An 18506-nucleotide genomic window follows, 5' to 3' on the forward strand; every position below is an offset into this window, starting at 1 on the left:
TGTTTTGTTCGTCTCTTGCGAGACAAACGAATTGACTGTGCTCTTGTTGGCATCCACTTTTAAAAAAGTGAAATCAAAACAGCTCAAGGCTGTACCAACATGTATTGGTCACTCAGTTCATCGAATAAATCTTTTTGTCTATTCTCAACGAGTGCCCACACAGATTGCATAGGTCAAATTGTTAAAGAGCGCCGCTCATCGTTGAGCGGGAGTGGCATAATACGCCACTTTAGCATTGAGTCAAGCATTTTGTTTTGCTTGTCTGTATTGCCGTTGTTAGCTCGGCTTGCCGTGCCAACGAGAGCGCATTATAGAGAGGTAATTTTTTGGCGCAAGGGGTTTTTGATAAAAACAGCACAAGCGATTAAAAACCAACCAAACGGGTGATAACTCACTCGTTTGCGGCGCTCATAGGCGCTTATTTCATACCTTGGTGTCGAAGCGTTGACCCTGTGAAGTAAAATCTCAGCGTCTGTGCCTTATTTCGGTTATCTTGCCAGCGAACTTCTAATACAAGTGTTTTCGCATAAACACCGTCATCATCGGTGAGCACATTTTTAATCTCAGTCACTGCCAGTTGGTAACCAGTATCTTCAGTATCTATCAAGCATCTTGCTAAACGGCTCAACTTCATGACTACAGTATGGCTTGCACTGCAGGGCGTATCCGTGTTCATTAAACGCCAATGCGCCAGTTGGTTACTAGCAACATGCATAGCCCCTTCTGCCAAGCGCGCATTGTGTTGCTTAGCTTGAATATCGACAGTGAGTGTATAAATACCTGCGCCCGTAACCGCTACTAACACTAACGCAATCAATATTTCTATAAAGGAAAAGCCTCGCGCTCGCAACATACTACCCCTCCTCATAAGGCGGTTTGATGTCATGATAGCTATTACCGAGTGGACGCCACTGCTTAAGACCTTTAAAACTCTGCTGTACCGTTTCATCACTATAGGTTGGTTGAAATGAACCATACACCACAGAATGGCCATCCGGCACATCAGTAATAAATGCGCCTTTGGTGATGAAACCACCGTGAAACCAAAAAGGGACACGGCTTGCTTGATCAGGATTGGTGACTGTTGATGTGATCATTTCGCAAAGTTCTTGGATATTGTTATTGGGGTGCGAACAAGATATCTGTCCAGTCTCGGAGATGTGCATTCCCCATTGATTAGCAAACCCATAAGCGGTAAGTGTTGGGTTGAATTGATAAATCACACCGTTAAATGTATCCATGCCGCCTCGTAATGCCAGAATACCGTCTTGAACAACCAGGAGAATAGGTACATCGCTTTTTAACGCCGCATTTTGCTCCCGACTCAAATCGCAAGGCCCCTCCACCCATACTTTAATATTCGCGCTCTCTGATGATGGACTGCTTAAAACCGCATTCAACAATGGCTCATAGCACTCAGAGGGATCGCCATAGGTACTAAAAACTGTGCCGCCTTGTCGCTCAAATTGCGCTTTTACTGTTTTCCACTGCGCGCGAGGGACACCAAAGTAATCGTTGAACAAGTTCATATTCTCAACGTTGGTTTGCACATCTTTTTTTAGTCGTGCACCGGTTTCATCGCGACTATCTGCCACTGTGTACTCGCTAACCTCCGTTTTATATTCGGGGGCGCACTCATCGCTACCATCTAAGCGAACGGTAAATCTGTTTTGACTTTTTTCCTCTTCATTCTTTGAGCTCTCTGAACTCTTTGACTGATTCTCACCGAGCGTGCGCGGACGAATCATGACATCGCCCCCCGCCATAATTGAATGGCATTCATATAAACCATCCTCTCGCTTTTTTCCTTTTACCGGTCGCCATGTATTGCCACCGTAAAACGCGGCGGATCCAGAAGTAACAAACGAACTCCTTCGCGCGCCGGTGGCTTTTGCCAAAGTCACCCCAACTTGTTGCTGTGCATGAGTTGCGTAAAGATGCCACATTCGGCGCTCACTGTTTGGCCATGGTGCCAACCATAATTGACTTTGCGCGACGTTTTGACAGGGAAAAAGTTGTTCTAGTGCTTGGGCGATATCATTGTTGGATAACTCAATGCCATCATGTTGAATTTTAGCCACCGCACAGTCGAGAGCGGCCCAAGCTTTGGAAAGTGATTGTTCGGTTTTGACTCTCGCTTGCGTCTGTTGGATATCATTAACCGCACGTCGACTGACTCCTAACACAATGAGAAGTGTAATCAGTGCAACACTCGCAACCACCGCGAGCGTGGCTATACCTTGCTCGTCCTCATGTTTTCTGGTGTATTTCATGGTGAAACAACCGTATTAGCTAAAACCAAGGTTCTCGACACCTGTTCACGTTCGCTAGGTTGGCGTTTTAATGAGGCGGAGAGTTCGATAGTTAACTCGGTAATACGTCGCCCTGTCTCCGTCCGCGTCTCATCACGAGAAAAGGCTAAATGCGTTACCTTCAATGCTCGGGATGAAATATCTCGCCAGTACCCTGACTCACATGACCAATTTTTGGTGTCTTGGTGATTTTCATAAGCCTCTATCGCCTGTGATTCTGCATCGAAACGAAATCCTTTGGCATCGTCTTTATCAATAGTTTGCGTGGAGTGAGTACGCCCTTGTTGGTACGCAAATCGCAAACATTGCCCGCTAGATTGCTCAGGCACTTCATCAATTAACACAATGTGCGCCTCATCTCCGCTTTTAAACACGTAAGGGGAAGTCCTACCGCATTGATAACAGAGGGCTGCACGGCGAATATCCGCCTCCATAAAGGAAAGAAGGCGACTCATTTCTAAAGATAAAAACGTTTTATTATCCAGACGCGTTTGTGTCGCCGTCGCTGTTGTCATCACCGCCAGTGCCGCGATAGTGACTATCATACTCACCGTCAGCCCCACCAAGAGTTCAACCAATGAATGGCCTTTACAGTTAGCTGCACGCACTGGCTACCTCCCGCCACGGACAAACATCAAAGCCAAGGTACTGGCGAACGGTGACAATGTAATCCGGTGTGCTGGCAAGATCGCGGCTTAGACCAAGCGTGAGATTATGACTGGGTCGCTGTGTGCGAAAATCGATAGTAAATAGATCCCCGTCAGGCAATAACACCCACCCCTCACTCACTTTCTTTTTTAATTGAATTGCTTTAGGTAGCCTGACCATAGCTAATGTGGTTTGTTGACACGATATTTTAGCCATCGCGTCCGTTCTACTCACACTGTTCGCTTTTTCGTTGACCGGTTGAGCAATAATGCATTGCGTATTTTCGTCTTGATGCAAAATAAGACGATATGCTTGGCTCTGATTGATCGCACGACTTTGAGTCAGTTGGAATAAGCTTGTCAGCTCTGCACTGCGACTGGCCATTACGGCCACTTGGCGTGAATAGGTAAAGCTAGGAAATGCGATGGCACAAATAACCGCTAACACACTCAATACAATCAATAATTCAATCAATGTTACGCCATGTTGCTGTAGCCTACTTGGCGTGAATTGGGCACGGTGAAAACGCATACTGCCTCCCAAGATCGCCGCCTGCCGATTGAGCGCAGATTACCACTCTCATAAGCTCTGTATGCGTTTGGTGATTGAGTCTTCGAGGGGCACGTAGAAATGCGTTTATATTTTTGTCGCTATTTACAACATGGCGTGACACTGATCGAAATGATGCTTGTACTGGCCATCATCGCAACACTTGTAGGGATTGCCATCCCCAGCTATGCCGAGCACCAACAACGACAGACGCGGCAAGCGGCGACTCGACATTTAATTCAGTTACAAGCGTGGGTAGAGCAGCAATTTACGATGGCTGAGCAATATCCGTCGGTATCAGATGTCGCTAAGTTAGAAGAGGTGCTATGTGCGGATTGTCAGCTCTCACCGGATTACCGGTTCGAAATCCAAGGTGGGAAGGCAGCCTATAAGATCCTTGCTCACCCTCGAACAAGTTACCCTCAAATCGATGACGCATGTGCTACCTTGGTGCTCCATGCGAACGGACTGATAACGTCGACCTCATCAAGTGCATCTTGTCCTTTACCGCATGATCGATCAACAAATACGTTTTCGTCAGGTATAAAAAAAGCCAGCACAAAGCTGGCCTTTCTATGATGACTGAAGATTCAATACTGGCTATCCCGTATGCACGAGGCCCAGTTGCTTATCCAGTTAAATCATCAAAAAACTTTTTGACACCGTCAAAGAAGCCCTCTGATTTTGGCTTGTGTTTTTTCGCTTCAGTGCCACTAAAAGACTCTTCTAGCTCTTGTAGAAGCTCTTTTTGACGGCTGCTTAAGTTCACTGGCGTTTCGACAACCATCTTACAGATCAGGTCACCCATACCGCCGCCACGAACAGACTGCACCCCTTTACCGCGCATACGGAACATGCGTCCTGTTTGCGTTTCTGCTGGCACTTTTAAGCTTACACGGCCATCAAGGGTAGGCACTTCAACCTCGCCACCTAGCGCGGCCATGGTGAAACTCACCGGTACTTCACAATATAGATTGTTTCCATCTCGGGTGAAAATGTGGTGTTCACGAACGTGTACTTGAACGTATAAGTCGCCCGCTGGCGCACCATTTTCTCCCGCTTCACCTTCACTTGATAAGCGAATACGATCGCCTGTATCAACCCCTGCTGGGATTTTCACATTCAAGTGCTTGGTCTCTTTGACGCGACCTTGACCGTGGCAGCTATTACAAGGGTCTTTGATAATGGTACCGCTGCCGTGACACGTTGGGCAGGCCTGCTGAACCGCAAAGAAACCTTGGCGCATTTGTACTTGGCCAATACCGTTACAGGTCCCACAGGTTTGCTTCTTAGTCCCCGGTTTCGCACCACTACCATCACACGTCGAACAGCCGACATAGGTGGGCACTTCGATCTCTTTGCTGACGCCACGGACCGCTTCTTCAAGCGTTAGCTCCATGTTGTAGCGTAAATCGGCACCACGTTGTGCGCGTTGCTGACCACCACGACGACCTCCGCCGAATATATCGCCGAATACGTCACCAAAAATATCGCTAAAGTCAGCACCACCGCCGCCAAAGCCGCCACCGCCGAAGCCGCCGCCTCCCATGCCACCTTGTTCAAAGGCTGCATGACCATATTGGTCGTAGGCTGCACGTTTTTGCGGATCGGTCAGTATTTCGTATGCCAACTTCACTTCTTTAAATTTTTCGTCGGCATCATCGCCTTTATTACGGTCTGGGTGATACTTCATCGCCAGCCGCTTATAGGCCTTTTTAATATCGCGCTCGCTTGCATCGCGGCTTAAGCCGAGCACTTCATATAAATCTCTTTTAGACATGGTCTGACTGCACCTGTTTACGTCAACAAAACAAAGACGTTCAAATCACTGTTTGATAAAACGACGGGCGAAGGAGATCGCTCCCCTACGCCCGTGCTTATTAACGACAGTGCTTTCGCTTATTTCTTGTCGTCGTCTTTAACTTCTTCGAACTCAGCATCAACAACGTCGTCGTCTTGTTTTGCTGAATCGGCACCGGCGTCTTGCTGCGCCTGCTCATTTTGAGCTTGCTGCTGGGCAATTTCCATCAGTTTTGATGAAGCCGCAACCAGTGCTTGAACCTTCGCATCGATGTCTTCTTTATCTTCACCGTTGCGTGCGGTTTCCAGCTCAGAGATAGCTGTTTCGATCTTCTCTTTGTCTTCAGCAGGCAATTTGTCACCCGCTTCGTCCATTTGCTTGCGTGTACCATGAATGAGCTGATCAGCTTGGTTACGGGCAGTGACTAACTCTTCGAACTTTTTGTCCGCTTCTTTGTTAGCTTCTGCTTCTTGTACCATTTTCTCAACGTCTTCATCGCTTAGGCCACCAGACGCTTGGATGGTGATCTTCTGCTCTTGACCGGTTTGCTTATCAGCCGCAGACACGTTCAAAATACCATCCGCGTTCAAGTCGAAAGTCACTTCAATTTGTGGCGTGCCACGTGGCGCTGGCTGAATACCTTCTAGGTTAAACTGACCCAGTGATTTGTTATGCATGGCTTGCTTACGCTCACCTTGGATCACATGAATCGTTACCGCGCTTTGATTGTCTTCAGCGGTTGAGAACACTTGATTCGCCTTAGTTGGAATCGTCGTGTTTTTCTCAATCAGCTTGGTCATCACACCGCCCATGGTTTCGATACCTAGCGATAGTGGCGTAACGTCAAGCAGTAGTACGTCTTTAACATCGCCAGACAGTACACCACCCTGTGCAGCCGCACCCATTGCAACGGCTTCATCCGGGTTCACGTCCTTACGTGCATCCTTACCGAAGTACTCTGCAACTTTTGACTGAACCATAGGCATGCGGGTTTGACCACCGACCAAGATAACATCCGTGATTTCATCAACAGACAGCTCGGCGTCAGCCAGGGCCACTTTCATTGGTTCGAGTGAACGCTGAACCAGATCTTCAACCAGTGATTCCAGCTTGGCACGAGTAATCTTGATGTTCATGTGCTTAGGACCGGTTGCGTCCGCAGTCACATAAGGCAAGTTCACGTCTGTTTGCTGCGCAGAAGACAGTTCAATCTTCGCTTTCTCAGCCGCTTCTTTGACACGCTGCATCGCGAGCGGGTCTTGACGCAGATCGATGCCTTGCTCTTTCTTAAATTCGTCGACCAAGTAGGTGATCAAACGGTTATCGAAGTCTTCACCACCCAAGTGGGTGTCACCGTTGGTTGCCAGTACTTCGAAGGTTTGCTCACCATCGACTTCATCAATTTCGATGATAGAGATATCGAACGTACCACCACCCAGGTCATAAACCGCGATAGTGCGATCGCCACCTTTCTTATCAAGGCCGTAAGCCAATGCTGCCGCTGTAGGCTCGTTGATAATACGTTTAACTTCTAGTCCCGCAATACGACCCGCATCCTTAGTCGCTTGACGCTGAGAGTCATTAAAGTAAGCAGGAACAGTGATTACCGCGCCAGTCACTTCTTCGCCGAGGAAGTCTTCAGCGGTTTTCTTCATTTTCTTCAACACTTCAGCTGACACTTGTGGCGCGGCCATTTTTTGGCCTTTCGCTTCAACCCAAGCATCACCGTTATCTGCCTTCACAATTTTGAAAGGCATGATACTGATGTCACGCTGTACTTCTTCATCTTCGAAGCGGCGACCGATCAGACGCTTAATCGCGTATAGGGTGTTTTCTGGGTTTGTCACTGCCTGGCGCTTCGCAGGCTGGCCGACAAGTGTTTCACCATCTTGTGTGTAAGCGATAACGGATGGCGTTGTACGATCACCTTCTGCGTTTTCAATTACGCGCGTTTTTTCACCGTCTAGCACGGCGACACATGAGTTGGTTGTACCCAAGTCAATACCAATGATTTTACCCATCTGGTGCTCTCCGAAATTCGTTCTGTGGCTGTAGTTCGTTACCCTTTATGTGGGGGGTAACTGTGAGAGGTTCAACCCCCTCACCGCAAATTTTTATTTGTTGCTGCCGTTTAAATAAGGGCAGCACGACACTTTTCAAGGGCTAGCAGCAAAAAAATCCGTGTTCGTCACTCACGTATAACAAGCGGAGTAACAAATTAACTATTGATGCTATGCCCTTATTAAAATCACGCTTTTTCGTCGACGTTGCCTTGTGCGGCTTTCGATACCATCACCATCGCTGGACGTACCACGCGACCATTTAACTCATAGCCTTTTTGCATCACCATCATTACGGTGTTTGGCTCATGCTCAGTGCTTTCTTGGATCGTCATCGCTTGGTGAAGCTCAGGGTTAAAAGGTTGGCCTTGTGGGTCAATCGCTTTCAAACCAAACTTATCAATGGTATCCATCATGGTTTTTAGCGTCAGCTCTACCCCTTCAACCATAGGCTTGATCGATTCATCTTCCTTATCTGCCATCTCGACAGCACGCTCAAGGTTGTCGATAACTGGCAGCAACTCACTGGCAAACTTCTCCAGTGCAAACTTTCGCGCTTTCTCTACTTCTTGCTCTGAGCGACGACGCATATTGTCTACGTCAGCACGGGCACGAAGCACACTGTCTTGTTGCTCTTGCACTTTGGCTTCACTGGCTTCAAGTGCTGCTTCTAACTCTGTAATGCGTGCAATCATGGCTTCGGTTTCCTCTTGCTCAATGTCTGCACTACCGCTTGCCTGTTGCTCAACCGTCTGCTCTGCATCTTTGCCTTCAGCAGCTTGCGCATCTTTCATCGCTTCTTGCTCTTGCTTAACTTTCTGTTCTTCGCTCATGATCACTCCGACACAAATGGCATTGCCCAGCGCGCACTGGGACTGTTTAACTTGATTGTGGAAGTATTATGGGGATGAATCTTTATGATTCAACCGCCCACATAACGCAAATCACGACAATCCTTTTTTTATCGCGTTATACTGGGCACAAATAACGATGGGATCCTGATTATGTCGACACCATTCCAGCGCATTGCCTTAATTGGTAAACCTCGCAACCCAGACGCAGTGAATACACACATCGGCCTTTATCATTGGCTCATCGAGCGCGGTTACGAGGTGTGCATTGATACACGCTTGAGTACCAATTTGGGGCTACCCGACGCGCACTATCTGGATTTGGTTAATATTGGTCAGCACGCTGATCTCGCGATTGTTATCGGTGGCGACGGTAATATGCTCGGCGCCGCTCGCGTACTGTCACGAAGCGATATAAAAGTGATTGGTGTAAACCGTGGTAATTTAGGCTTTTTGACTGACCTGGATCCCGATGCCTTTGAAAATGCCCTAGACGCCGTTTTAAGTGGCGACTACATGGAAGAAGACCGTTTTTTGCTTGAAACAGAGATCCATCGTCACGATCAGGTTAAAAGCCATAACGCTTCGCTCAACGAGGCCGTTTTACACCCAGGGCAAGTGGCTCACATGATTGAGTTTGAAGTTTATATTAACGAGCATTTCGCTTTTTCGCAGCGCTCAGATGGGATCATTATCTCAACGCCGACGGGATCAACAGCCTATAGCTTATCAGGTGGCGGCCCCATCTTATCCCCCAGCCTCAACGCTATTTCTTTAGTCCCTATGTTCCCCCATACCCTATCAAGCCGGCCTTTAGTGGTAGATGGTAATCGCCGGATAAAATTATTAGTGTCTCCCGATAACCGCGGCACGCTGGAAGTCAGTTGTGATGGGCAAGTTTCTTTGCCAGTGAATCCGGGCGATGAGGTCCATATTTACAAAAGCCCTGCCACACTCAAACTCATCCACCCCAAAGACTATAATTATTACAATACGTTACGTAAAAAGCTGGGTTGGTCTTCAAAGCTGTTCTGACGCGGCTGTTTTTTCATATCAACGTTATTTCCCTGCTTCCTGTTGGTATGCAAAACAGGCCAGCCACTTTTTGTCCATTTTTTGTGCGCCTCATCCCATTCACAATAATTCTCACTGAACAGTATTCACTGGATGAAAAAACAGTATATACTGTATCTATACACAGTTGTTGATAGATACAGGTGTTTTCCTATGTTAGCCGATATAACCATTCAAAACTTTGCCATCGTTAAATCCTTGGAGTTGGAGTTTAGTAAAGGCATGACGGCGATAACCGGTGAGACCGGGGCAGGTAAATCTATTTCTATTGATGCGCTAGGCTTATGCTTAGGTGACCGCGCCGATGCCAATATGGTGCGCCCAGGGGAAAAGCGCGCTGAAATATCGACCAGCTTCACCTTGGAACAAAACAGTGCGGCGCGACGCTGGTTACAAGATAACGAATTAGAAGACGGTGACGATTGTATTTTAAGACGCGTAATCACTAAAGAAGGGCGATCACGTGCTTATATCAATGGCAATCCGGTTCCTGCTTCTCAGCAAAAAGCACTTGGGCAACTTTTGATCAACATTCACGGTCAACATGCACATCAACAACTGTTACGCCCTGAGCACCAAATTACGTTGCTTGACCAATATGCGGGTCATCAATCGTTGATCGATAAAATGGCAACGCGCTATCAACGTTGGCGTCGCACAAAAAATGAGCTAAAAGCACTGATAAAGAAAAAGGACGATATTGAGGCGCAACAACAGCTGCTTGAGTATCAAGTGGGCGAACTCAATGAACTTGCGCTTGGTGAAGACGAATACCAGCAAATTGAAGAAGAGCATAAACGCTTATCCAACAGTGGTGATATCGCGATAACAAGCCAAGCAGTGGTTGATCTGCTCTGCGATGGCGAAGAAAGCAATACACTTGGCCTACTAACTGCTGCGCAACAACGTTTGAATGAATTAGCGACACTAGACAATCACTTCTCTCCGCTGGCTGAAATGCTCGAAGAAGCTAGAATTCAAACTCAAGAAACCAGTCAGGAGATCGCCCGTTATCTTGATCAACTCGACATGGATCCGCAGCGTTTACAATATTTAGATCAACGCATGGCTACCATTATGAGTTTGTCACGCAAACACCATGTTCAACCAGAGGTGCTGTATAGCACACATCAACAGTTGATAACGGAACTAGAAAAACTCGCGCACAATGATGAGGCCATTGAGCAGCTTCAAGCCGAAGTCGACAAGCAATTCGCAGACTGTTTAGACACAGCAGAAAAGCTCAGTAAAAGCCGTCGTCGTTATGCCAAAGAGCTCAATAAACTCATTACCCAAAGCATGCATCAGCTCAGCATGGAACACGGCAGTTTTGAAATCCAAGTCGAAAATAAAGCACAGACCCACCTAAGTCCTCTAGGCGGCGATGCGGTCGCATTTTTGGTCTCGACCAACCCCGGCCAGCCTTTACAACCACTCGCAAAGGTCGCATCAGGTGGTGAGTTATCGCGGATCTCCCTCGCTATTCAAGTGATTACAGCACAAAAAGTGGAAACACCTAGCCTTATCTTTGACGAGGTTGATGTCGGTATTAGCGGGCCAACCGCCGCCATTGTGGGTCAATTATTACGTCAGCTTGGCGAATCGACCCAAGTTATGTGTGTCACCCATTTGCCACAAGTTGCCGGCTGTGGTCATCAACAAATGTTTGTCGCCAAAGAGACTGACCAAGGCACGACGACCACTCGCATGTACCCACTCGATTACCAGGCCCGTATTAATGAGCTGGCCCGTTTGCTTGGTGGCAGTGAAATTACCGAGCGTACTTTAGCAAATGCCGAAGATCTGCTCATTGCCGCTTAAAAAAACACGGCATTCATCACATGCTTGGTCGAGGGAAGTGTGCAACGTTCACTTTCCTCGGTTATTTCTTTTCCCATTGCGAACTTTTTCACGTTATGCCCCTCCAAACGCTAGTCGTTGGCAGGTTTTTTACATATATTCTCTGCTTGTTTATACTCGACGCGCTATGCACTGCAGGCACCGCTTGCAAAACGTACTGAGTGACGTGATTTGCCCTCAACGAGACAGTGAAGATATTAACTATGGGTTGGAAAAAAGCCGCCGTTGCCTCTCTAATGGCGATTGCCATTATGGGTTGCTCTTATGCCGAAAAACTGGTTTATCGTGTAGATATCAATCAAGGCAACTATATTGAAGAAAAGGCCGTAAACTCATTGAAGTTTGGCATGACGAAAGAGCAGGTCAAATTCCTTCTCGGCCCACCGATGTTGGTTGAGTCTGGCTATCCAAACACTTGGTACTTCGTACAGTGGCAACAGCCAGGCCACCAAGACCCAACGAAAAAAGATTTAGTGATCTCGTTTGATGATAATAATCAATTAGTCAGCATGAGTGGTGACTATGAGCCGAGCGACCAGTTTTTTGAGGCTGTGCAATAAGCAGTGACAGCCATTGGCTCGTTAAAAGGCGCCGGATATTGGTGCCTTTACTGTGATCATTTATCGCTCGATCAAGGCCAAGCATCGGTGTTCAACGGTTAGCGCTTACGCTTGGTATCAACCCGTCCACCTGTCACAGGATCGGCCTTGCCCTCTTGCTTCGCTCGTTCAGCTCGACGGCGGCGAATTTCCTTCGGATCAGCTTGGAGTGGCCGATAGATCTCAATCCGATCACCCTCTCTTACTTGCGCGTCAAGCTTCACCGGTCGGCTAAAAACACCCACTTTGTTGGTGGATAAATCAATGTCAGGATAGGCGCTCAAGATACCCGACTGGCGGATAATCTCTTCAACACTTGCATCAGCCTTAACGACACAATTAAAGATGCGTTGCTCATTCGGTAGCGGGTACACCACTTCCACATGCACCAGAGTCTCTTCATTCATAAATCGCTTTCGCTCGCTCTGTAAACGCTTTTACCATACTGCTGGTTAACTCACTAAAAATGCGCCCAAACGCTGCTTCCACCAGACGGTTAGTGAATTCAAACTCAAGATTTAACTCTATCTTACACGCATCACTCGACAACGGCGTAAATTGCCACCCCCCACTTAAACGCTTAAACGGACCGTCAACTAAGGTCATATCAATACGCGCATTGTCGGTTAAGTAATTTTTTGTTGTAAACGTCTTCTTTATGCCCGCTTTGGCCACGTCCAGTGAAGCGACCATGGTTGAGTCTGTGTGCTCTATCAATCGAGTGCTCACACATCCTGGCAAAAACTCGGGGTACGCTTCAACATCGTTCACCAAGGCAAACATTTGCTCAGCACTGAACGGCACTAAAGCCGAGCGGATGATTTGCGGCATAGGGACTCCTTAAAGTTAACCGCGAGATAATACCACTGAGGTCGCCTTTCACCAATGTTAGCGGCTAGCATATCTAAGAAAGTCATGCGGTTTGTCTAACAGCGTGCGATAATCCTTTCATTCTTCGACACATCGCCTTTATAATGCGCGGACTATGGCTAAGAAAAACGCAAAGAACAAAGCAAATAGCAACACCATTGCGCTGAATAAAAAAGCACGCTTTGAGTACTTTATTGAAGATGACTTTGAAGCGGGGCTAGAGCTGCAAGGTTGGGAAGTGAAAGCACTTCGATCGGGCAAAGCCAATATCAGCGAAAGCTATGTGTTGCTCAAAGACGGGGAAGCCTTTTTGTTCGGGGCAACGATCACCCCGCTGAATGTCGCCTCCACGCATGTGGTCGCTGATCCACAGCGCACCCGTAAGCTCTTGCTCAAGCGGCGGGAGCTTGATACCTTACTGGGTAAGGTTAATCGAGACGGTTTCACCGTGGTGGCATTGTCTTTATACTGGAAAAAATCATTTGCCAAGCTCAAAATAGGCTTAGCGAAAGGTAAAAAATTACACGATAAACGTGATACCGCGAAAGACAGAGACTGGCAGCGTCAAAAATCCAGGATCATGAAACACTCAGCGCGGTAATCGTTGACGCGGCAGATCAATGTGTTAGACTCTGCCGCAACACTCTGGGGCTGATTCAGGATTCGACAGGATTGAGAAGGCCCGTGGAGCATGCCGAGGGGCGGTTGGCCTCGTAAAAAGCCGCAAAAAAATAGTCGCAAACGACGAAAACTACGCACTAGCAGCTTAATAACCTGCTGAGTGCCTATCCTCTCTAGCCTTCGCCTGTAGGACGGGGAATCAGGATAGTCAAAACCAAACAGGATCGCGTGGAGGCTTTGACCCAAGAGCTGAAGCGTTAAACATAAGTTGGGTATGTCTTTGTGTGGCGTGTTTGTCCGCAGCACTCTGACGAGACTAAAGACAAACTAAGCATGTAGCGCCATCGGTTAGACTGATTCTGGACGCGGGTTCAACTCCCGCCAGCTCCACCAATCGATTGGAAAAGACGCCTTAGGGCGTCTTTTTTATTGCCTAAAAACTCGTCCCTAAACAAATAACCCTTTGCCTTCTCAGAAACTGTGCTACTGTTTAGTTCTCTCCTACAGCTTAGTAGGAGCTCTTTTCTTTACCGGGCGAAAGACTCGGCAATCCTTAGCGGCCCTTCTAAGCCTAACCAGGCTTCAATAATGTCCATATCACCAAAATCAGCACACACTTCAACTCGATTAGTAGCAGGTAAAACGTCGCACGAAGACGTCGATTTAGCATCACCAACGACTCGATTCGATAACCAAGAAACATTACTCGAGAGCCAAGGGGCATTAACCCCGACGGCAATTGTTTATTGTGAAGGTCATTTTGGTAAAATTGATGGGAAAACTGCCAATGGTCTTGTCCGACACTCTCAAAAATATCGTATTCTCTCCGTTATAGACAGCTCCCTTGCAAACAAAGACGCGGGCGACGTTCTCGACAAAACCAAAAACAACATCCCTATTTTCGCCGACCTCGAAGAGGCTTTACATCATGAGTCTACACGACCAGATTATTTTATTTTTGGTGTCGCGCCGTCCACAGGCTTACTGTCTGATTTAGATAAAAATGTCATCCTCGACGCCATGTCAAAACGGCTCAATATCGTTAATGGTTTACATGAATTTCTCAATGACGATGCCATTTTTGTTGATGCGAGCAAGAAGAACAACGTCCACATACTGGATATTCGCAAACCCAAGAAAAAAGAGGCGTTAAAAACATTTACTGGGCAAGTCCATAGTGTGACCTGTCCCATTGTCGCTATTTTGGGAACAGATTGTGCGCTCGGGAAACGGACCACTACGACAATATTGGCTCAAGAGCTCAGAAAGGTAGGGTTAAACGTCGTCATGATCGCCACCGGACAAACCGGTATTATTCAGGGTGAACGTTATTGTGTGGCACTCGATGCTGTTCCTTCTCAATTTTGTGCTGGCGAATTAGAGGCCGTGATCGTCGATGCCTACACCCAAGAAAACCCAGATATTATTTTAGTGGAAGGCCAAGGTGCTCTGAGTCACCCAGCCTTTTCCACGAGCTCATTCATACTGCGAGGAAGTTGCCCGACCGCAGTTATCTTACAGCATGCACCGAAACGCCTGTATCGTGTCGATTTTCCCAACATGGCGATACCGACGCTCGCAAGCGAAATTAACCTGATCGAAACATTTTCCAATACGCATGTCATTGGGATCACTCTCAACCACGAGGGGATGTCGATGGGAGAGACTTTATCTTATATCAATGCGTATACACATGAACTTAAACTCCCGGTCACCGATCCCTTATCGCAACCGAAAGAGCAATTAGTACAGATCCTACTTTCAGCGTTCCCACTGCTAGAAGATAAAATTGAAGCAAAGCAGTGAGCTACCCAAAAATAGAACTCGATTGCGCTAAAATATCCCTCAACACCCAACGGCTGATTGAACAACTGACTTTAAAAGGCGTGACTGTCACTCCCGTGACCAAAAGCTGTTTGGGCCACCCTATCATTGCCAATACGCTCATTGATGCCGGCGCAACGATGCTCGCTGACTCAAGAGTAGATAATATAAAACGGATGAGAGAGGCAGGTGTCACGGTACCCACTCTATTAATACGTTCCCCGATGCTAAGCCAAATAGAGCGCGTCGTCATTGACTGCGATATCAGTCTGAATACTGAAATTACCGTGATCCAAAAACTCTCTGATGCCGCTGGGCGATGTAATCGTATTCACCAGATCATCATTATGGTTGAGCTGGGAGATTTAAGAGAAGGTGTCATGCCCGACAACCTTATTAATCTGATCAACGATGTCATTAAACTGCCCAACATTACACTCAAAGGCATAGGTACGAATTTAACCTGCCGCTACGGTGTTGAGCCAGACGATATCAATATGCAGCTTTTATCGGATCTTGCTGAACACATCGAGACAACGTTTTCGATAAAGCTAGACATCATTTCGGGCGGTAACTCGGGCTCGATCAATTGGGTACTCGCCCATCAAGGCCAAACCCGTATTAACCATTTACGGCTTGGCGAAGCAATATTTTTAGGCCTAGTCCCAAAAAATCAGCCACAAATATCGGGCTTATCATCCACAGCGATCACATTAACAGCCGAGGTCATAGAGTCGAGCCAAAAACCCTCATATCCATGGGGAAAACGAGGCGTTAATGCCTTTGGTGAAACCATCAGCCTACAAAATAGGGGTCAGGTCAACCAGGCCATTCTTGCCTTAGGCCGACAGGATGTATGTATTGACGGATTACATCCTCCCAGCGGCATGACAATCGTTTCATCATGCAGTGATCATTTAATGGTTGAGACACCAGAAAAAATGCTAGCGGTCGGTGAAACCGTCACATTTGGGTTGGACTATAGTGCTTTTCTTTCAGCCATGACGTCCGAGTTTGTCGATAAAGTTTATCGATAGCCGCTAGCTTCATCGCATCCTGTTCTTAAGCGGGTAACAGCAAGATTAACCTACACGCTTTTGCCATTTATCGATAACCGTGGCGCCAATCAGATCACCTTGCACGTTGACTGCGGTACGGAACGTATCAAGCGGGCGCTCAATGATCAGCAAGATAGCGATGGCTTCAAGTGGGATCCCCGCTGCCAGCAGCACCAACTGCATCCCAGACATCGAGCCCGATGGCATCCCTGGCGCGCCCACCGACGACACCATCGCCATAATGAAGATCATCACAACACCGGTCGTAGACAAATCAATCCCGAACAATTGCGCAAGGAACACGGCAGCAATCCCTTCAAACAGCGCGGTGCCATCCATGTTCATCACCGCCCCCAAAGGCAATACCATACTCGCCGTGGATGGGGTGACCTTGAGCTCTTCCTTGGCTGCCTGCATAGATACCGGCAGTGTTGCCGCGCTTGATGAGGTAGCAAATGCCATCGCCAGAGGCGCAGAGATTGCACGAAATAAAGCGATAAAACCAACGCCTCCCGCGACACGTGCGATCAGTGGCAATACAATGACGCCATGTACCATCGTCAGAGCAAACACTAAAGCCGCGAAGCTAAACAGCTGACCAAATAAGTCATTGTCGCCTTGATGCGAAAACTGAAAGACAATCGCAAAAACGGCGAACGGCGCCAGTTTGATGATTCCGGCCACCAGCGTGTTAATACCTTGGTTTAAACCACGAATGGTATCAAATAGCGGGTGTTTTTCCGGCAAAGCTACAATCAGTGAAATACCAAACAAAATGGTGAAAACGACAATCGCAAGTAGATTACCACTGCTTAGCGCCTCAACGGGATTCACTAACGCCATGTTAAAAAGCTTGGTGGCAATCGCGCCAGCTCCTGCCGCATCTTGATTGATAAAGCTAATGCTCTCATCCACCGGTGGCGCACTGTTAAGCGTTTGCCACTCTGGCATCAGTAACGCTGCGCCAAGTCCTAGAATAATCGCTATGGTGGTGGTAAAACCGTAGAACAAAAGGGTGGCACCACCGAGACGTTTTAAGCGGACAACGTTGCCAATATTACTGATCCCTTCCAGCAGCGAGAGCAACACCATCACGCCGACGACGGCTTTCAGTAAACCGATATAACTGACTTTGGCCAACATGAGCAACGGATACCAAGTGGTCTGCTCCGCATTTTCTATGGGACCCAATACAGTCCCCACCAGCCAAGCCAGTGCTGCTGCCAATGCAATTTGCAATGGTAAAGAATGTTTAACTTTTTTCCACATCGTCTTTTCCCTCGCTGCAGACGGATCTACCTGCTGATGTTTTGTCTAGCTTGTTGGGGTTTAATGACGGAAAATCATAGCAAGATGAGGCGTTTAACTCATGTAAAATTTATGAACATTCTGGAATATCTAGTAACAAAATAGTTGGTTGGATGCGATTAATATCTTGCTTGGAGAGCAGCACTATCGTCACTCACTCGGCAATTTTTGCTGTTTGACTAAACGTATTATCTGCTTTTCGCGTAATATAAAGGCGAATAAGGAGCGATAATGAACTGGATTGAAACACATGAAGCGGGATTTCGACTTGGTCTATTCATGCTCGTACTCGTGATCATGCTGGTCGCCGAGTGGCAATGGCCCAAACGTCAGTTAACCCGTACTCGACGTGAACGCTGGCGGGGCAATATTGCGCTCACCGCGTTTAACACGCTAACGCTTCGGCTACTGGCACCGCTTACAGCCGTTGGTGTTGCCAGCCTTGTCGATGAATCAGGGTGGGGACTGCTTAATCAGCTCTCTTTGCCGCTTTGGGCAACGGTAGTCCTCACGCTAATTGTCATGGATTTAGCGATTTGGTATCAACACAAGCTGTTCCATGAGCTCCCTTGGTTATGGCGATTGCACTTAGTTCATCATGCCGACATGGATATTGATGTCACCACTGGCGCGCGCTTTCACACCGTCGAAATCTGGCTTTCAATGGCGATAAAATGTGCACTGGTAGCCTTATTAGGTGCCCCTGTTTTAGGCGTGATTCTGTTTGAAACCGTATTAAGCAGCATGGCGATGTTTAACCACAGCAACGTCCGTTTACCGCTGCGTCTCGATGACTGGCTGCGCCGTATCGTCGTCACGCCCGACATGCATCGCGTTCATCATTCCACTCGTTTTCATGAGTGCAATGCCAACTATGGCTTTAATTTGTCTTGCTGGGATCGCTGGTTTAATACCTATGTTGCTCAGCCTCGCAAAGGGCATCAGGGAATGCGAATTGGCTTAAATGAAGTGGCGCAAGCCAATGATGCGAGTCGCATAACAGGCATGCTGCGCTTACCTTTACGCTGGCGTATACTGCAGCGCGCCTACCAACATGATAAGGAGCGCTAG

18 protein-coding genes and 1 other RNA gene are annotated in these 18506 nt (G+C 47.6%); 9 read left to right on the forward strand and 10 right to left on the reverse strand.

Annotated elements, in window-relative coordinates:
• Nucleotides 1-418: 418 nt before the first annotated feature.
• From BZG77_RS08715 to BZG77_RS08725, 4 genes are read right to left on the reverse strand one after another with little or no spacing between them, the layout of a single operon-like run.
• Nucleotides 419-853: a type II secretion system protein gene (locus BZG77_RS08715; protein WP_158011429.1), complete on the reverse strand. Its 435-nt coding sequence runs from the start codon at nucleotides 851-853 to the stop codon at nucleotides 419-421.
• 1 nt (nucleotide 854) lies between these two features.
• The gene (locus BZG77_RS14835) at nucleotides 855-2273 is read right to left on the reverse strand and encodes a hypothetical protein (RefSeq protein WP_158011430.1); all 1419 of its coding nucleotides are present in this window, start codon (nucleotides 2271-2273) and stop codon (nucleotides 855-857) included.
• Nucleotides 2270-2920, reverse strand: coding sequence for a PulJ/GspJ family protein (locus BZG77_RS08720; protein ID WP_077646953.1), 651 nt, complete (start codon nucleotides 2918-2920; stop codon nucleotides 2270-2272). The genes BZG77_RS14835 and BZG77_RS08720 overlap by 4 nt, the downstream gene beginning before the upstream one ends.
• Nucleotides 2907-3491: a pilus assembly FimT family protein gene (locus BZG77_RS08725; protein WP_077646954.1), complete on the reverse strand. Its 585-nt coding sequence runs from the start codon at nucleotides 3489-3491 to the stop codon at nucleotides 2907-2909. The genes BZG77_RS08720 and BZG77_RS08725 overlap by 14 nt, the downstream gene beginning before the upstream one ends.
• 99 nt (nucleotides 3492-3590) lie before the next feature.
• Between BZG77_RS08725 and BZG77_RS08730 the strand changes: the two genes are divergently transcribed.
• Entirely contained in the window at nucleotides 3591-4088 is a 498-nt protein-coding gene (locus BZG77_RS08730; protein WP_077646982.1) for a type IV pilin protein, read from the forward strand.
• A 49-nt stretch (nucleotides 4089-4137) separates the two neighbouring features.
• Here the strand turns inward: BZG77_RS08730 and dnaJ are convergent, their stop codons facing one another.
• The 3 genes from dnaJ to grpE form a co-directional block, all read right to left on the reverse strand.
• A complete protein-coding gene (dnaJ, locus tag BZG77_RS08735) occupies nucleotides 4138-5289 on the reverse strand; it encodes a molecular chaperone DnaJ (RefSeq protein ID WP_021024339.1) in 1152 nt (383 codons plus the stop codon).
• A gap of 119 nt (nucleotides 5290-5408) precedes the next feature.
• Nucleotides 5409-7331, reverse strand: a complete 1923-nt coding sequence (gene dnaK, locus BZG77_RS08740; protein WP_021024340.1) for a molecular chaperone DnaK — start codon at nucleotides 7329-7331, stop codon at nucleotides 5409-5411.
• Nucleotides 7332-7558: 227 nt separating this feature from the next.
• Entirely contained in the window at nucleotides 7559-8203 is a 645-nt protein-coding gene (gene grpE / locus BZG77_RS08745; RefSeq protein WP_021024341.1) for a nucleotide exchange factor GrpE, read from the reverse strand.
• A 171-nt stretch (nucleotides 8204-8374) separates the two neighbouring features.
• Here grpE and nadK point away from each other — a divergent pair, with 171 nt between their 5' ends.
• From nadK to bamE, 3 genes are all read left to right on the forward strand, one after another.
• Nucleotides 8375-9256, forward strand: a complete 882-nt coding sequence (gene nadK / locus BZG77_RS08750) for an NAD(+) kinase (protein WP_077646955.1) — start codon at nucleotides 8375-8377, stop codon at nucleotides 9254-9256.
• A 192-nt stretch (nucleotides 9257-9448) separates the two neighbouring features.
• On the forward strand, nucleotides 9449-11116 hold the full coding sequence (gene recN, locus BZG77_RS08755; protein WP_077646956.1) for a DNA repair protein RecN: 1668 nt from the start codon (nucleotides 9449-9451) through the stop codon (nucleotides 11114-11116).
• 242 nt (nucleotides 11117-11358) lie between these two features.
• The gene (bamE, locus tag BZG77_RS08760) at nucleotides 11359-11715 is read left to right on the forward strand and encodes an outer membrane protein assembly factor BamE (protein WP_077646957.1); all 357 of its coding nucleotides are present in this window, start codon (nucleotides 11359-11361) and stop codon (nucleotides 11713-11715) included.
• A gap of 98 nt (nucleotides 11716-11813) precedes the next feature.
• Here the strand turns inward: bamE and BZG77_RS08765 are convergent, their stop codons facing one another.
• The gene (locus tag BZG77_RS08765) at nucleotides 11814-12161 is read right to left on the reverse strand and encodes an RnfH family protein (protein ID WP_077646958.1); all 348 of its coding nucleotides are present in this window, start codon (nucleotides 12159-12161) and stop codon (nucleotides 11814-11816) included.
• Nucleotides 12154-12585 (reverse strand): SRPBCC family protein, encoded by a 432-nt coding sequence (locus BZG77_RS08770; RefSeq protein ID WP_021024346.1) that lies wholly within the window; start codon nucleotides 12583-12585, stop codon nucleotides 12154-12156. Before BZG77_RS08770 ends, BZG77_RS08765 begins: the two co-directional genes overlap by 8 nt.
• A gap of 154 nt (nucleotides 12586-12739) precedes the next feature.
• Between BZG77_RS08770 and smpB the strand changes: the two genes are divergently transcribed.
• From smpB to BZG77_RS08790, 4 genes are all read left to right on the forward strand, one after another.
• A complete protein-coding gene (gene smpB, locus BZG77_RS08775) occupies nucleotides 12740-13225 on the forward strand; it encodes an SsrA-binding protein SmpB (RefSeq protein ID WP_077461835.1) in 486 nt (161 codons plus the stop codon).
• 46 nt (nucleotides 13226-13271) lie between these two features.
• Nucleotides 13272-13638: a transfer-messenger RNA gene (ssrA, locus tag BZG77_RS08780) on the forward strand.
• 195 nt (nucleotides 13639-13833) lie between these two features.
• Nucleotides 13834-15051, forward strand: a complete 1218-nt coding sequence (locus BZG77_RS08785) for a DUF1611 domain-containing protein (RefSeq protein ID WP_077646959.1) — start codon at nucleotides 13834-13836, stop codon at nucleotides 15049-15051.
• The gene (locus BZG77_RS08790) at nucleotides 15048-16106 is read left to right on the forward strand and encodes an alanine/ornithine racemase family PLP-dependent enzyme (RefSeq protein WP_077646960.1); all 1059 of its coding nucleotides are present in this window, start codon (nucleotides 15048-15050) and stop codon (nucleotides 16104-16106) included. The genes BZG77_RS08785 and BZG77_RS08790 overlap by 4 nt, the downstream gene beginning before the upstream one ends.
• 45 nt (nucleotides 16107-16151) lie before the next feature.
• Here the strand turns inward: BZG77_RS08790 and BZG77_RS08795 are convergent, their stop codons facing one another.
• Nucleotides 16152-17396, reverse strand: coding sequence for a dicarboxylate/amino acid:cation symporter (locus BZG77_RS08795; protein WP_077646961.1), 1245 nt, complete (start codon nucleotides 17394-17396; stop codon nucleotides 16152-16154).
• A 270-nt stretch (nucleotides 17397-17666) separates the two neighbouring features.
• On the opposite strand from BZG77_RS08795, the gene BZG77_RS08800 reads away from it, so the two are divergent.
• Nucleotides 17667-18506, forward strand: a complete 840-nt coding sequence (locus BZG77_RS08800) for a sterol desaturase family protein (RefSeq protein ID WP_077646962.1) — start codon at nucleotides 17667-17669, stop codon at nucleotides 18504-18506.

Source organism: Salinivibrio sp. IB643 (genome assembly GCF_001996105.1).
Taxonomy (GTDB): Bacteria; Pseudomonadota; Gammaproteobacteria; order Enterobacterales; family Vibrionaceae; genus Salinivibrio; species Salinivibrio costicola.